The organism is Paenibacillus sp. HGF5 (genome assembly GCF_000204455.1).
In the GTDB taxonomy this organism is placed as follows: Bacteria; Bacillota; Bacilli; order Paenibacillales; family Paenibacillaceae; genus Paenibacillus_AQ; species Paenibacillus_AQ lautus_A.
This window is the reverse complement of record NZ_AEXS01000041.1, coordinates 18,568-33,095: the sequence shown is the minus strand read 5'-3', so window position 1 is coordinate 33,095 and position 14,528 is coordinate 18,568. Positions and strand designations below refer to the sequence as shown.

The 14,528-nt window shown below is 51.7% G+C and carries 13 protein-coding genes; 9 read left to right on the top strand and 4 right to left on the bottom strand.

The genetic code is table 11. The features are described 5' to 3' along the window. Window positions 1-126: 126 nt before the first annotated feature. The 7 genes from HMPREF9412_RS07290 (at window position 127) to HMPREF9412_RS07260 (ending at window position 7,883) form a co-directional block, all read left to right on the top strand. Window positions 127-906: an alpha/beta fold hydrolase gene (locus tag HMPREF9412_RS07290; protein WP_009590748.1), complete on the top strand. Its 780-nt coding sequence runs from the start codon at window positions 127-129 to the stop codon at window positions 904-906. Between the two features lie 98 nt (window positions 907-1,004). Next, window positions 1,005-2,207, top strand: coding sequence for an acyl-CoA dehydrogenase family protein (locus HMPREF9412_RS07285; RefSeq protein WP_009590774.1), 1,203 nt, complete (start codon window positions 1,005-1,007; stop codon window positions 2,205-2,207). 280 nt (window positions 2,208-2,487) lie between these two features. Next, a complete protein-coding gene (locus HMPREF9412_RS07280) occupies window positions 2,488-3,156 on the top strand; it encodes a hypothetical protein (protein WP_009590771.1) in 669 nt (222 codons plus the stop codon). 269 nt (window positions 3,157-3,425) lie between these two features. Next, on the top strand, window positions 3,426-4,193 hold the full coding sequence (locus HMPREF9412_RS07275; RefSeq protein WP_009590764.1) for a hypothetical protein: 768 nt from the start codon (window positions 3,426-3,428) through the stop codon (window positions 4,191-4,193). 163 nt (window positions 4,194-4,356) lie between these two features. Then, on the top strand, window positions 4,357-5,130 hold the full coding sequence (locus HMPREF9412_RS07270) for a MerR family transcriptional regulator (protein ID WP_009590745.1): 774 nt from the start codon (window positions 4,357-4,359) through the stop codon (window positions 5,128-5,130). A gap of 230 nt (window positions 5,131-5,360) precedes the next feature. Next, a complete protein-coding gene (locus tag HMPREF9412_RS07265) occupies window positions 5,361-6,794 on the top strand; it encodes an alanine/glycine:cation symporter family protein (protein ID WP_009590751.1) in 1,434 nt (477 codons plus the stop codon). A 114-nt stretch (window positions 6,795-6,908) separates the two neighbouring features. Further along, window positions 6,909-7,883, top strand: a complete 975-nt coding sequence (locus tag HMPREF9412_RS07260) for an anti sigma factor C-terminal domain-containing protein (protein ID WP_009590772.1) — start codon at window positions 6,909-6,911, stop codon at window positions 7,881-7,883. A gap of 218 nt (window positions 7,884-8,101) precedes the next feature. Here HMPREF9412_RS07260 and HMPREF9412_RS07255 read toward each other — a convergent pair whose 3' ends face one another. The 3 genes from HMPREF9412_RS07255 to HMPREF9412_RS07245 all read right to left on the bottom strand — a co-directional run bounded on the left by HMPREF9412_RS07255 (window position 8,102) and on the right by HMPREF9412_RS07245 (window position 10,711). After that, on the bottom strand, window positions 8,102-8,617 hold the full coding sequence (locus HMPREF9412_RS07255; RefSeq protein ID WP_036671581.1) for a DinB family protein: 516 nt from the start codon (window positions 8,615-8,617) through the stop codon (window positions 8,102-8,104). Window positions 8,618-8,697: 80 nt separating this feature from the next. After that, window positions 8,698-9,303: a class I SAM-dependent methyltransferase gene (locus tag HMPREF9412_RS07250; RefSeq protein WP_009590765.1), complete on the bottom strand. Its 606-nt coding sequence runs from the start codon at window positions 9,301-9,303 to the stop codon at window positions 8,698-8,700. Continuing rightward, window positions 9,296-10,711 carry an NAD-dependent malic enzyme gene (locus HMPREF9412_RS07245; protein WP_009590761.1) on the bottom strand — a complete coding sequence of 472 codons (1,416 nt, stop codon included), beginning with the start codon at window positions 10,709-10,711 and terminating at the stop codon, window positions 9,296-9,298. Before HMPREF9412_RS07245 ends, HMPREF9412_RS07250 begins: the two co-directional genes overlap by 8 nt. 205 nt (window positions 10,712-10,916) lie before the next feature. On the opposite strand from HMPREF9412_RS07245, the gene HMPREF9412_RS07240 reads away from it, so the two are divergent. Both HMPREF9412_RS07240 and HMPREF9412_RS07235 read left to right on the top strand, forming a co-directional pair. Next, complete coding sequence (locus HMPREF9412_RS07240; protein ID WP_009590755.1) at window positions 10,917-11,216, top strand: hypothetical protein; 300 nt, start codon at window positions 10,917-10,919, stop codon at window positions 11,214-11,216. A 374-nt stretch (window positions 11,217-11,590) separates the two neighbouring features. After that, entirely contained in the window at window positions 11,591-12,628 is a 1,038-nt protein-coding gene (locus HMPREF9412_RS07235; RefSeq protein ID WP_009590744.1) for a lytic polysaccharide monooxygenase, read from the top strand. Between the two features lie 1,053 nt (window positions 12,629-13,681). On the opposite strand, the gene HMPREF9412_RS07230 is transcribed toward HMPREF9412_RS07235, so the two are convergent. Beyond that, on the bottom strand, window positions 13,682-14,443 hold the full coding sequence (locus HMPREF9412_RS07230; protein WP_009590753.1) for a DeoR/GlpR family DNA-binding transcription regulator: 762 nt from the start codon (window positions 14,441-14,443) through the stop codon (window positions 13,682-13,684). Window positions 14,444-14,528 lie beyond the last annotated feature (85 nt).

Sequence of the window (14,528 nt, the reverse complement as noted above, 5' to 3'; positions counted from 1 at the left end):
ATCTGGATCAAAGAGTCTGACCGAAGCTTGGACGAACTGTTTGACGAGTGCTTTCAGGTCATATTCGCCTCGCTCGTTCAAGGCGGTACCGAATAATGCCCATTTTATTATGGAGAGGTGAAGGCTATGCCGATTTACAAAGGAAGGGAAGTCGATTTGTATTATGAAGTGAAGGGAGAAGGGAAGCCGTTGGTGTTTACGCACGGAGCTTCCTGGAACCATAAACAGTGGCGGCCTCAAGTCGATGCCTTCTCCCGTCGGTATCAAACCGTGGTGTGGGATATCCGGGGGCATGGCTCCTCTTCCTTGCCGCACGGCAAGGTGGATTCGGAGGATTTCAGCAGGGATTTGGCGGATTTGCTAGGCGAACTCGGCATTGAACAAGCGACGCTTTGCGGGCTGTCCCTGGGCGGTCATATTTCGCTGCAGACTGCCGTTCGCTATCCGGAGAAGGTTGCGGCCCTGGTACTGATCGGCACGCCGTTCACGAATGCGTTTAATTGGTTCGAGCGCATGTTCGTGCCGGTAAACCGCTTAACAAGTTATCTGATGCCGATGTCCTTATCCGGAAAAATACAAGGCAGGATGCTATCCAAATTTAATAAGAGCAATCAAGCCTATATTGAGCAAGCTTTTGGCTCCATTGCTCATTCCGATTGGATTCGGATATGGGATGCGGTTACCCGAATGGACAGCACGCATGATCTGCACAAAATCCAGTGCCCGGTATTGCTGCTTCAAGGCGAAAGCGACACGATGATCGGAAGGCAGCAGGCATATATGCAGGAACACATCGCGACCGCTCAATTGAAAATGATCCGGAACGCTCATCACGCAACGAATTTGGATAACCCCGACGATGTGAACGAGGCGATCGCTTCATTTCTGTCAGAACAAGGAATCTAACGGTATCTGAGCCCTTTCATTGACACCCCAAAACAGGGTTGCTACAATTTCAAGTATATATCCATCGGAATACAAGGGTTATCAAGGAGGGGACGAACTTGAATCGATTCGGTTCCACAGATCCATTCATACGTAATGAACGCGAAGCGATGATCGCAACCCGGGCCGACAAGCTTGGAGCGATATTCGCGGAAAGAGCACCTCAGCACGATCTGGAGGGATCGTTTCCGTTCGAGAATTTTGATGATTTGAAGGAGTCCGGTTATCTAAAGCTGACCGTTCCGGCAGCCTTTGGAGGAGAAGAAGCCTCCGTATACGAAATGGTGCTTGCCCAGGAACGGCTCGCCCGAGGAGACGGGTCTACGGCGCTGGCCGTAGGCTGGCATATCGGGCAGATACTGCAGCTGCGCCTTTCCGGGGCTTGGCCGGAGCCGTTATTTGAGAGATTGTGCAGAGACGTTGTAGCAGAAGGCACGGTCATTAATGAACTGGCGAGCGAGCCTGCGACGGGGAGCCCCAGCCGGGGCGGAAGGCCGGAGACGACGGCACGGCGGGTGTCGGGCGGCTGGCACATCACCGGACGCAAAACCTTCAGCACGTTAAGCCCGATCTTGAAGCAATTCGTGGTTACGGCCGGAATCGAGCATAGCGAGAAGGTCGGCGCGTTCCTCGTTCGCAGCGGGCCAGGGGTCAAGGTTGAAGAGACCTGGAATACGATGGGCATGCGGGCAACGGGAAGCCATGACGTGATTCTGGAGGACGTATTCGTGCCGGACACGGAAGTCATTCGGGGACCCGATTATGAGAAGCCTGAGTTTCAAGTGCCTACGGAAGGCATTCTGCTTCATATCCCGGCATGTTATATGGGGATTGCTTATGCCGCGCGGAATTTTGCCATCGATTTTGCCCGTCATCATCAACCGAACTCCTTGACGGTGCCCATTGCCGAATTGCCGAACGTCCAAAGGCAGATCGCTCACATCGAAGCGGACCTGCTGACGGCCCGCAGCTATCTGTACCAAACCGCCGACCGCTGGGACAAGGAAGCGGAGAACCGCGCCGCGCTCAAACCCGAGCTTGGGCTTGCCAAGTATGTCGTGACCAATGCGGCGGTCCGGATTGTCGATCAGGCCATGCGGATCGTAGGGGGATTGAGTCTCTCCCGGAAGCTCCCGTTGGAGCGTATGTACCGGGATGTCCGGGCAGGTCTTCATAATCCGCCGATGGATGATGTCGTGCTGACGAATTTGGCCAAACGGGCCCTTTCGGAAGCGGAGGTGAAGGAAAATCAGGAGCCTTGAACTGATCGGACGAGAGAATAGGCCACTTATTGAACAACGCAGGAAATAAGGATAGAAACCGTGGGAGAACTTGCTCCTACGGTTTTTTTGCGCTTCGCGCGCCGGACATTCCCTTTTGCGGCTCCATTACATAATCGCGGCATCTTCTGCAGCCTCTGCTTCATATACATACACTTAGGTTAGGATGGCGGGCTAACGGGTATAAAACCTATCAGTACGTACTATACGAGTCGATCGAAATCCGCTCATGAGGGATTAGGACGAAAGGAGATATGTAACCATGGATTCTGTGCTGTATTTGGGCTTGGCCGCTATATATGCCGTGCTGTTTCTGTATGGGTGCGTGCTGTTGAGGCGGGATGCGTCACCGGGGCTTCGGTACTTGCTGCTGATCGTAACGGCCGGATTGGTCTGGGATAACGGGGTGATCGGCATCGGGAAATACATGGGGGAAGGTGATCTGCTGGAGGGGCTTAACGTTGCGCGTTTCTGGGTGCATGCGTTGGCCACGCCGCTGCTTGTACTCGTGTCGTTCGACCTGATACGCAAGGCCGGAAGCCCTTGGGCCAGCAGACCGGCCGCCGCATGGGGGGCCTGGCTTTTCACCGCAGCGTTGATCGTGCTCGAGGTGGTGACGGAGACGCTGCCGCTCAAGCTCCAGTCATCCATGGAGTATGGAGCGCTGCGTTATGTTTCGTCCGAATCCGGGGGGCCGCCGCTGATGGTGATTCTGATCCTGATCCCGCTGCTGACGGCAGGCATTATCGTATGGCGGAGAAAAAAGACGCCGCTGCTGTTCATCGGCACGGTGCTGATGGCTGCCGGGAGCGCCATACCGATCCCGATCGAAAGCTCGGCTGCCACGAACGTATTCGAGCTGCTGCTCCTCTTGTCCCTGTGGCTGACGGTACGCAAGCTGGCCTCCGCCCGCACGTTGTCTTTTCGCTAGTACCTGCGGATACCGCGCTCGCCATCCAGCTGTGCGCGGTTTTTTGGCGTGTCCCGTCTTCTTTCGCTTGTTTAGCTTCCGCACCCATTTCCGACTAGGGTGTACTCCGCAGCTTCATGATGTACGTAAGCCGATTGGCATAGCGCCACATTCAGCAAACCTTCAGCTTAGCCTAAGCCTGGCATAACCTTCCCCTAAGATTGCTTTCAGATTCCGTCTCTATACTTCAAATAGCAAGACAAACCATGATCCTAGAAGGAGAGATGACGATGAATCCGATAAGCAAAAAAGTATTAGTAAGCAGCATGGCGGCAGCGATCGTGCTGGGGGGAGCCGGGTATCTTCAGAACAAAACCTTTGCCGCAGCGAGCACGGATACGGCAGCCTCGGCAGCTCAGGACGGTCAGACGGGAACGGACACAACGGCTTCGGATGCAGTGAAGAACCGGGAAGGGAAGTGGATGGGTCATAAGGCGGGCGGACCTCGGGGCGGCAGCATCGTGAAGGAAACGGCCGAAATCCTTGGGCTGACGGAGGCCGAAATCCGGAAGGCGCTTGAAGCGGGCAGCACGTTTGCCGAAATTGCCGAAGGCAAAGGAATGGCCAAATCCGCGTTCGTTCAGAAGCTGATTGAGCTGGAAACCGCCAACATCGATGAGCGTCTGAGTGAGGGCGGCATTACGGAAACCGAAGCAGCCGAGTGGAAAGAGGGTCTGAGCGACCGTCTTACCCAAATCATAGAGAGCAGCGACGCCGGTTTTGGAAAAGGTCATGGCAAAGGAGGACGAGGGTTCGGCAAATTCGGTAATCCGGAAGAAATCGCGGCATTGCTCGGAGTGTCGGAGGACGAGCTGAAGGCTGGAATGGAAGAAGGGCAATCGTTGGCCGAGATCGCGGCGGCGAAGGGAATGACGGAGGATCAACTGATTCAGAAGCTGAAAGATCAAATGACCGAGCCCTTGAAGCAATGGGTGAACGAGAAGCATACTGACGCTGATAAGTCGGCTGCGGGAGAAACGGATGAGGATACGGAATAACGATTGAATCGAGATTGGATTGCTGAAGAGACTGGATGGTATTCTATTAAGAATACATTCAGTTTCTTTTTTTATATATAAGAAATTCATCATTTTTTTCTCACGAAGTGTTGACCTTAACGTTACGTAAAGGTGTACATTGAGTTTGTCAGGAGGTGAAACCATGGAATACACGGTGCAGAAGCTTGGGAAGTTGGCGGGAATAAGCACGCGAACCCTCCGTTATTACGATGAGATCGGGATTCTGAAGCCGGCCAGAATCAACTCGTCGGGATATCGGATTTACGGGCAGGAGGAGGTCGACCAATTGCAGCAGATCTTGTTTTACCGGGAGCTTGGGCTGCAATTGGAAGGTATCAAGGAAATTATGACCTCACCATCCTTCAATCGGACCAAGGCGCTCCAGGAACACCATGCGCAGCTCCTAGACAAGAGAAGGCAGCTGGATTTGCTGATTACCAATGTGGAGAACACGATTGCCTCCGCCGAAGGGAGAAAAACGATGAGTGACCAAGAGAAATTCGAAGGATTCAAGCAGAAGCTGATTGATGATAATGAGAAGAAATACGGCAAGGAAATTCGCGAGAAGTATGGCGACGAAACTGTAAATAAATCCAATGCCAAGCTGAAAAATATGACGCAAGCGCAGCATGATGAAGTAACGCGTCTGGCGGAGGAGCTGTACGAAACGCTGGCCGAAGCGTTTAAGCAGGGCGATCCTGCCGGCGAGCTCGCCCAGAAGGCGGCCGATCTTCACAAGCGTTGGCTCACCTATTATTGGAATGATTACAGCAAAGAAGCCCATGCCGGCCTTGCCCAGATGTATGTTGACGATGAGCGGTTTACCGCCCATTATGACGAGAAGCAGCCTGGAACCGCCAAGTTCCTCCGCGATGCGATTCTGATTTACACGGGCACGAATCCTGCATCATTGTAGGCAAGCTGAAGCAAGCAGCCTTACGGATAAGACCCTTTCCTGCGCTCACCCGCGAGGAGAGGGTCTTTTTTATAGGGGTTCCCTTGAAGGACCTTGATCTGTTCACCCTGCCTCCCTCTTCCACAATTAACCTCTTGTCTCCAAGGGGGGAGTAATGGTTAGATGTAACATGGGCTATTTTTCACAAACCTACACCATGGGTGATGACATATATATAGTGAGGGTAGAGAATGGATCAGATTGTACAGCAGGTAGTTACTATCTTTAACGATTTTCTATGGTCTAAACTGCTTATCGTATTGCTGATAGCGTTTGGCCTGTATTTTACGGTGGGCACCAAGTTCCTGCAGTTTCGCCTGATCGGGGAGATGTTCCGGGTCATCCGCGAACCCAAGAGCAAAACGAAGGGCAGCATTTCTCCGTTTCAGGCGTTTGCCATCAGCATGGCGGCCCGCGTCGGGACGGGGAACATTACCGGCGTTGCCCTGGCTATCTCGCTTGGGGGGCCGGGGGCCGTATTTTGGATGTGGATCATCGCGATCATCGGATCGGCCTCCAGCTTTATTGAGAGCACGTTGGCGCAGATTTATAAGGTAAAGGATGGAGCGGGCGGATTCCGCGGAGGTCCCGCCTATTACATGCAGCAAGGATTAAAAAAGCGGTGGATGGGCGTGCTGTTTGCGATCCTGATCACTTTGTCCTTTGGCCTTGTGTTTAACGCGGTTCAATCCAACACGATTACGATAGCTTTCCAGAATTCCTTCGGCACGGATCGTTTAACCCTCGGAATTATCATGGCGGTTGTTTTTGCGGCCATCATCTTTGGGGGAGTGAAGCGAATTGCCAAAATGTCGGAGCTGATCGTCGTGATTCTGGCTGTGCTGTATGTCGGTGCCGCGCTGTTTATCGTATTGGCGAACATCACCAAGCTGCCGGATGTTTTTGCGCTAATCGTCAAAAGCGCGTTCGGGTATGAGCAGGTGGTCGGCGGATCGATCGGTGCCGCGCTCATGAACGGGATCAAAAGAGGCCTGTTCTCCAACGAAGCCGGCATGGGGAGCGCACCCAACGCAGCGGCGACCGCAACGACAAGCCATCCGGCGAAGCAGGGTCTGGTTCAGGCGCTGGGCGTCCTGATCGATACGCTGGTCATATGTACAAGCACGGCATTCATTATTCTGTTTACCGGCGCATACCAGCAGACCGGACTTGATGGAATCGCCCTGACGCAGGCTGCGCTGGCCATGGAGATGGGCGCGTGGGCATCCGACTTCCTGGCGATCATGATTTTCCTATTTGCGTTCAGTACCTTGATCGGTAACTATTACTACGGGGAAACCAACATCGAGTTTTTGAAGTCGAATCGGGTTTGGGTATGGATCTATCGGGTTTCCGTGCTGGCCATGGTCATCTTCGGCTCCGTAACCAGCGTGAAGCTGGTGTGGGATTTGGCCGACCTCTTCATGGGTTTGATGGTAATCGTGAATCTCATCGCCATCGCGCTGCTATCCCGAACGGCCTTTGCCGCGCTGAATGACTACTTGAAGCAGAAGCGGGCAGGCCTCGATCCGGTCTTCACTAAAGACAGCATCAAGGGGCTTCAGGATGTGGAGTGCTGGGATGGACATGACAGCCCAACCACGAAAAGCGCCATAATCGAATAACGTGAACGGAATCGCTACGGTAGCTGTGTTCTAGCTGCCGTAGCGATTTTTTATTTTACCGTAACCTTTGCGAAATCAAACCGTTGTCTAAGTGAGAAGGGGGAGAAGATACGAATGCTGCATGTTCATCGGATGACCTGGCGGACAAGGGCAACGCTGCTCTTTAATGCTTTATTAGCTGCGTTGGCCGTATTCCTTACTTATGTCATGTATTATATAGCCGTCCAAATTTATTATGAAAAAAATGGCCTGAACGATAAATTTATAAGGTCTGTCATGACGACGGTTGAATTGCATGAGAGTGGACTGATGGTAGATAAACGCGGCTTGTCTTCGGTAGAAGTGACGCCCTTCCTCACCCAGAAGAAAGCGCTGAAAGTGTATAAGGATGTGGGGGAATGGCAGTTGATTGTCGGAGAGCTTCACGCGAAGAAGAGGTTATGGGGAGAACTGACCTATTCCGTTGAAGAACAGGGGCCTTACCTGAACCGCGAAGAAAGGGACCCTTATGTTCTGCATTCTGCGCTTCTGGATGGTGGGAAGATTACAGACTCCTCTCATCCGAATGGTGCAATGAACCAGTTAGAGAAACTGGAGGACGGCAACGTAGCGGAATTATTCTTCTCGCTTCGAACGTTGAAGTCACCGGAGCAGGTTTTGGAGCTCCTGTCGGACTATGATGTTCGAGCGACCAATATGGCTGTTTTTTCAGGTGAAATGAAGGCGTTTAAACCGGGTACTTATAGCTCTAGCGGCGCTGGTCACACGATCCCCCATCTTACATTGAGGCCCAGGATTATGTTTGACGACAACCATTTCCTTTCTGCATGGCATACTTTTTTCTCGTTGGAGGCAGGAATATCGGACGACGTGTTGCAGCTGATCGCCGACGTTGAATGGATGACCAACAATATCAAATATAACGGCGTGGATGATGACAAACAACGGCTGGCCTACTTGAAGAAAAATGGAGTTCGAGTTTACGGAGCAGCCGTCACGGGACCTGTGCGGGAACTGGAGAAGCTGAAGGAGGAGTCGGAATTCTGGGGATTCCGTCTGGGCCGCATCGAGGTATGGAATTGGAGCTAAGCAAACTTGCGCTGCCAACCTTTTCATTTGTCCCCGAATTTCTTCCATGCTTTGAACCATTCCGAGAAATTTGGGGGCAACAGCGATGGGAGGAACGATTTGTACACGGAGCGTCTCCTAACAGAAAAAGGGGTTCCCGTCAGATCTAAGATCTTTTGGGGCCCCTTTTTGTTTAAGAATACGTAATACTAGACCATGCCGCTAAGCAGCTTCATCAATTACGTTAAATATTTATCCCGCAAAATATTCATATGATGAAGCTCATGCCCTGCAATGACATAGGCGGCCGCCCGGGCGGAGAGCGGGTAATTGTTGAACGTGCCCTGTCGCAGCAGCGCTTCCTCCGTCAAGCTTCCGACCAGCGTAATGGTGGACTGCCTGACGGCAGCGTAATCTTTAAGAGCCTCCCGCAGAGGAAGCTGGCCGAACGGGGAATTCTGAACAAAAATCTCCCGGTCGTACCCTGAAAATTCACGGGCATCCCCGCGCGCAATGTAGAGAATGCGGTAGCTCCATAAACGCTCTACATCGGCGATATGGCCGACCACCTGCTTGAGACTCCATTTTCCTTCCGCATAGCGGAAATTAGCTTGTTCTTCCGTCAGATCGCTCAGCGATCTTAACGTCTCGTCATGCTGCCGCTGCAAGATCTCGGCAATATGGCCTTCAGGGACAAGCGATACGTATTTTTCGCCGAGGGGCAAATATTCGTTAGCATTAGGCCTTGTGTTCATAACAAGTTCCTCCATATCCATGATTAAGAGCTCATGTTAAAATTATGCCGCCAGGTCCAAATGAATGTATGTATGAACGGTCAGGTTGCTTGGGCCCAGATCAGATGGATGATGCCGTTCCAATAGCGTTCCGTCTTGACGATGTTCAGTTCCGAGGCATTCACGATATCGATCATGTCCCGGTTATAATGACACCCGGATATCCGCCGTGCCGCGGGGTTGACGAGATGCTGCACGGCGCCGAGCAGCCGGTTCGTGCTCATGCCGTGCTCCAGCAAATAAATGCGGCCGCCGGGTTTCGCCCAGCGGTTGATGTTGTTCAATGCCTTTACGGGGTCTTCATAGCCGCATAGCGACAGGGTGGAAACCACGCAGTCGTAGGAACGTTCCGGCAGCTCCAGGGTCTCGATGTCCCGTTCCAGGAAAGTGGCCCGAATGCCAAGCTCGGATGCCATTTGGCGCGCCCGGGTTAACATCTCGGGACTAAAATCGACGGCCGTTACGTCCACCGTATCAGGATGATAGAAGGGGAAGTTGGCGCCGGCGCCGACAGCTACCTCGAGCACTTTGCCCTCAACCCCCTGAAGCAGTCGCTGTCTCCATTCTCCGAGTTTGCGCTGCCTGGTGTTCCTTTCATATATAGGAGCTTGTCTATTGAACTTTCGGATGAGGGAATTCTTATTCACGCGGAATTCTCCGGGCAACCCCTGTCTTGACCGCTGCTTTCACGACAAGCTCACGAATGGCCTTTACGACGTTCTGGTTGAACACGCTCGGAATGATATACGACGGGTTGCGTTCCTCGTCCGATACGGCGGATGCAATGGCTTCGGCTGCGGCCAGCTTCATTTCCTCATTAATCGTAGTTGCTCTGCAGTCCAGGGCTGCGCGGAAAATACCCGGGAAGCAGAGGACGTTATTGATTTGGTTTGGATAATCCGAACGTCCGGTCGCAATGACGCCCACAATATCTTCGACCTCTTCGGGTCTGATCTCCGGCGTAGGGTTGGCCATCGCGAATACGATCGGTTGATCAGCCATGGCTTGTACGTCTTCGCGGCGAAGCAGGCCGCCTGCGGAAAGGCCGATGAACACGTCGGCACCTTGGATCACTTGGCGCAGGGAACCTTCGACTTTGTTCGGGTTCGTATGCTCAGCATACCATTGCCACATACTATTACTGTATTCTCTTCCAGCAACCAGCGCACCTTCGCGGTCGACGCCGATGATGTCCTTAACGCCGGCCGACAGGAGGATTTTACTGCATGCCACCCCGGCAGCCCCGATTCCGCACACAACGACCCGAACGTTATCGATGGATTTTCCGACGATTTTCAGGGCATTGATCAGCGCCGCGTACAGAACGACCGCCGTACCGTGCTGATCATCGTGGAATACGGGGATATCCAGCTCGTCGCGCAGTCTCTGTTCAATCTCGAAGCAGCGCGGAGAGGAAATGTCCTCCAGGTTAATGCCGCCAAATGCCGGCGCCATCGCTTTGATGCAGGCTATAATCTCTTCGGTGTCCTGGGTGTCAAGGCAAATCGGGAAGGAGTCTACGCCGGCCAGCTGTTTGAAGAGCATCGACTTCCCTTCCATGACCGGCATGGCCGCATAAGGGCCGATATTGCCCAAACCGAGCACGGCGCTTCCGTCCGAAATAACGGCCACCGTATTTCTTTTAATCGTGAGCGTGTAGGCTTTTTTCGGATCCTCCTGAATGGCCGAGCATACGCGGGCGACATCAGGCGTATAGACGCGAGATAGGTCATCGCGGTTTTGGATAGGGATTTTGGGCTGGGTTTCGATCTTGCCACCGAGATGCAGCAGGAAGGTGCGGTCGGAAACATTGACGAGCCGAACGCCTTTTAAATGTTTTACTGTATTTGTAATTTTTTCGATATCGACGCTGTCGGTGACCGTAATGGTAATATCGCGCACGGTAATGTGGCCGCTGGCTTGAATGACGTCGATGGCAACCATGTCTCCCCCGGCTTCAAATATGGCGGATGCAACTTCACCGAATTTGATCTCTTGAGTATTCATTTCTAGTCTGAGGATTATGCTCTTTCCTCCGAGTCCGTTGTTTTCCATTGTTACCTCCAAATGTTTGATCGATTTCGTCATTCTCAGTGTATGTAGTTATGCAAAATGTTAACGTTATCATAGTTCGCTGAGCAGTGGTCAATTTCCTGTTTCACCTTAAAGAAACCGTGATATATATAAGAAGAATTTATTGGAAAAGGGGATTCCAAGAAAGTATAATCGAAAGCATCTTATTGCGAAGGAGAGAGCCGCCATGAATGCCAGAATCGAGGAGCTTGAAAAACGTTTGACCACCCAGCATCATAAGGATCTGTTCCTTCAGATGAAACATACGCTGAAGGCCGTCGACGATTTGGCCGAACAGCACCGGGTTTACCAGGCCGTTCAGGCGCTTAGTGGCACACGCATCGTTGGAACGGAGGAGAACGTGTATTTTGACACGTTGAATCAGGTCAAGGAACAGATTATCCATACCTTGGAGCTTACGATCGAGGACTTGGAGCACAAAGGGGATAAACATTACCGGAAGCATTTTAAGGACGGCGTAGAATAGGAGTTGTTCCGCGGTCTGAACGGATCGAACAGCATGGATGAAGGCATGATTCCCCCAGGGAGGCATGCTTTTTTTTGCGATTTTTTTCTGCAAGTTCTGTGTGTTTTCATAACATTCCAGGTTACATATTTATCCAATTTCATTGAAATGTGTAACAAATCGTTGATTAGTGTTATGGGATACGACTTCCAGATGCTTTAAAATAATGATAGTACTGGTAAAGCTTGGACAATGATTGTGGAAGATTCCAAGTTCAGTCAAGTTATCAGTAAGTTAAGAGGGCAACTAGTCAAAGAAGGGGAGGTGGCCTGAGCAGCCGGAGGTTGTGTAAACGCTTTATTTATTATCTTTTATATTAAAGGAGGATTAATTGTATGACTTTAAGTTTGCCGAACAAAGCTTGGCTCAAGAATTTGATCATTGCTGGTTCCACGATGCTGTTGATGACCTTGTTCATGGTTTTATTTGCGGATAAAGCTTCTGCCCACGGATATGTCGATTCTCCAGGAAGCCGCGCCATTCTGTGTAAGCAGGGGCAAAACACCGATTGCGGCGCCATCGTGTATGAGCCGCAAAGCTTGGAAGCTCCTAAAGGCTGGCCGAACGCAGGTCCCGCTGATGGCAAAATCGCGAGTGCAGGCGGCGCGTTCCCTAAACTCGATGAGCAGTCCGCAACTCGCTGGAGCAAAGTAAGCATTTCCCCGGGAACCACGACGTTCCAATGGCATTTGACGGCCAACCATGCGACGGCAAGCTGGAAATACTACATTACGAAAGACGGCTGGGATCAAAACGCTCCGCTGAGCAGAGCTTCGTTCGATCTGACGCCTTTCTGCTCCATTAACTACGGCGGCGTAAAACCTCCGACAAACTATGCATCCACATGTAACGTTCCTGCCAAGTCCGGTTACCATGTCATTCTGGCTGTATGGGAAGTAGCTGACACGGCTAACGCTTTCTATAACGTCATCGATGTAGACTTCGGCGGTGGCGGCGGAACTCCGAACCCAGGCGTTCCGGCACCGACGGGACTTACTTCCCCATCCCAAACAAGCAGCAGCGTATCCTTGGCATGGGCAGCTTCCACCGGGGCTTCCAGTTATGAAATCTACCGTAACGGATCCCTTGTGGGTACATCGACTTCAACCTCTTATACCAACACGGGGTTAACCGCAGGAACGTCCTATACGTACACTGTGGTGGCCGTCAGCAGCTCAGGCAGTAAATCATCGGCATCGGCTCCGCTTACGGTTTCAACATCCGGAAGCTCCACGACCTATCCGGCATGGAGCGCAACAGCCGTTTATTTAGGCGGCAGCAAAGTCAGCCACAATGGCGTGAACTATGAAGCAAAATGGTGGACTCAAGGCGAAACACCTGGATCTGCCGAAGTTTGGAAGGTTATCCCTTAAATCGATCGTTTGACCGGATCCGGCGTCTAATGACTGCCGGATTTTTCTTTAGCTTTAGCCAGTTGAGTGCGTGAACCGCGCGAAACAAAGAACCATCCGATATGCGGATGGAGGGAATGAGAGAATGGGTGATGGAATCTTTCTTTTACTTCCATTAATAAGTGTAGAGTAGATAGCTTCTAATAAGCGTAGAGGAGATAGCTTCTAATAAGCATAGAGGGGATAGCTTCCGTGGGCTACGCATTGACCCTGGTGGCTGTTGGAATTACCTATAGAAATATTGTGGGTTCACGGTTCACTGACCGTCGATGTTCTTCATTCGATGATTTCATGACTTTCGTCAGCTTTAGCGGACCCTAGTTCCGTTATTCAAGATTATAACCCGATTTTTCAGAATGTACCGGACTCCAGATCCGCTATTATGAGAAATACAGGAGCAAATACCGATTAAAACAGCAAATAAGGTCCGCTGGGTCCGCTAAAGTTACTAAAAGGGTTATTTTCTATGTAATAAGGTATTCTGAGTCCGTTAGGAAGTCCTTATTCCTTATACCAAAGAACAAGTACATCGTGCGCACTGCTCCCTGTGCGCACGGTGCGTAGTCCGGGGCATGCTTGGATTGGCTGTCGACCATTGAATTTTGGACATATTGAATGACATGTCGATTGTGTTTATAGACGTTCCGTGAATCTCTGCTGTTTGCTCTATTGGTCTAAGCGGGGAATCGCGAAAAAAAGCGAGTATGGATGGGTAACATAGCAGTGGAATATAAATAAGCAAGTCGCTGGCGATCAGCAGCTTGAAAAAGGCACCCCCCGGGGTGCCTTTTGTGCTTTCTGCAAGAAGTATGTTCAGGCATGCCAGGTGCGCAAAGGTACGAAGGCATGCAAAGGTACGAAGGCATGCAAAGGTACGAAGATATGCAAATGTCCGCAAATACGAAGGCATGCAAAGGTCCGCGAAGATACGAAGGTATGCAAAGGCATGCCAAGGTCCACAAAGGTCCGCAAAGGTCCGCAAAGGTCCGCAAAGGTATGCAAAGTTTGCTAGTCTCAAACCCTGTAAACGGTGATGCCCCGTTCCTGAAAAGGCTTGACATCCGAGTCGGAAGCCTCGCTGCCGGTAACGAGAGTATGAATAGCGCTGTTGGGAGCGACCGTATGCAGGGACAGCTTGCCGATCTTGCTGTGGTCGGTGACTACGACAATTTCGCCGGCGGCCTGAATCATGTTCTGCTTGGCCGGGACGAGCAGCGCCTCCGGGTGCATAAGGCCATGCTGAGGATGCAGGGCAGGGGTGCCGATGAACGCTTTCTCGACATGCAGGGATTTCAGCACATGGTTGGTAAACATGCCGTTTAGCATGTAGCTCGAGGGGTACAGCTCCCCGCCGGTCAGGATGACTTTGATGCCCGGAGCATCGCGAAGCTCGACGGCAACGTTCATATCGTTGGTTATGACGGTAATATCCGAGCGGTGCACAAGATGCGTAGCAATATGAAGGGTGGTTGTCCCCGAATCGATGATGATATTTTCTCCGTCTTCCACGAGTGAAGCCGCGAGCTGGCCGATGCGTATTTTTTCGTCCCGATGAAAGTTGGTCCGTTCATTAAAGGATGGCTCGTTATGCGTCCATTGCTCCATGATGACCCCGCCATGCGTGCGCTTCAAAGCGCCTTCCTGCTCAATCTCCGCCAGATCGCGGCGAATGGTGGCCGTGTGGACGCCGAATTCGGATGCCAGGGCGGCAACCGTTGCCGTACGGTACTGCCTTACGTAATCAATGATCCTTTTCTTTCGTTCATGTGCCAGCAATCGATAATTTCTCCCTTCCTAATTGGACAATGAGCAGCAGCGTGCGTTTGTACATACAATGCGCACTTTTGCTTTTTTATGCTTA

Bases quoted from the DNA above. Each gene is read 5' to 3' on its own strand.
- HMPREF9412_RS07255 (WP_036671581.1), bottom strand. From the start codon at position 8,617: ATGAACACAAGGCCTAATGCTAACGAATATTTGCCCCTCGGCGAAAAA.
- HMPREF9412_RS07280 (WP_009590771.1), top strand. From the start codon at position 2,488: ATGGATTCTGTGCTGTATTTGGGCTTGGCCGCTATATATGCCGTGCTG.
- HMPREF9412_RS07275 (WP_009590764.1), top strand. From the start codon at position 3,426: ATGAATCCGATAAGCAAAAAAGTATTAGTAAGCAGCATGGCGGCAGCG.
- HMPREF9412_RS07260 (WP_009590772.1), top strand. From the start codon at position 6,909: ATGCTGCATGTTCATCGGATGACCTGGCGGACAAGGGCAACGCTGCTC.
- HMPREF9412_RS07245 (WP_009590761.1), bottom strand. From the start codon at position 10,711: ATGGAAAACAACGGACTCGGAGGAAAGAGCATAATCCTCAGACTAGAA.
- HMPREF9412_RS07290 (WP_009590748.1), top strand. From the start codon at position 127: ATGCCGATTTACAAAGGAAGGGAAGTCGATTTGTATTATGAAGTGAAG.
- HMPREF9412_RS07240 (WP_009590755.1), top strand. From the start codon at position 10,917: ATGAATGCCAGAATCGAGGAGCTTGAAAAACGTTTGACCACCCAGCAT.
- HMPREF9412_RS07270 (WP_009590745.1), top strand. From the start codon at position 4,357: ATGGAATACACGGTGCAGAAGCTTGGGAAGTTGGCGGGAATAAGCACG.
- HMPREF9412_RS07235 (WP_009590744.1), top strand. From the start codon at position 11,591: ATGACTTTAAGTTTGCCGAACAAAGCTTGGCTCAAGAATTTGATCATT.
- HMPREF9412_RS07265 (WP_009590751.1), top strand. From the start codon at position 5,361: ATGGATCAGATTGTACAGCAGGTAGTTACTATCTTTAACGATTTTCTA.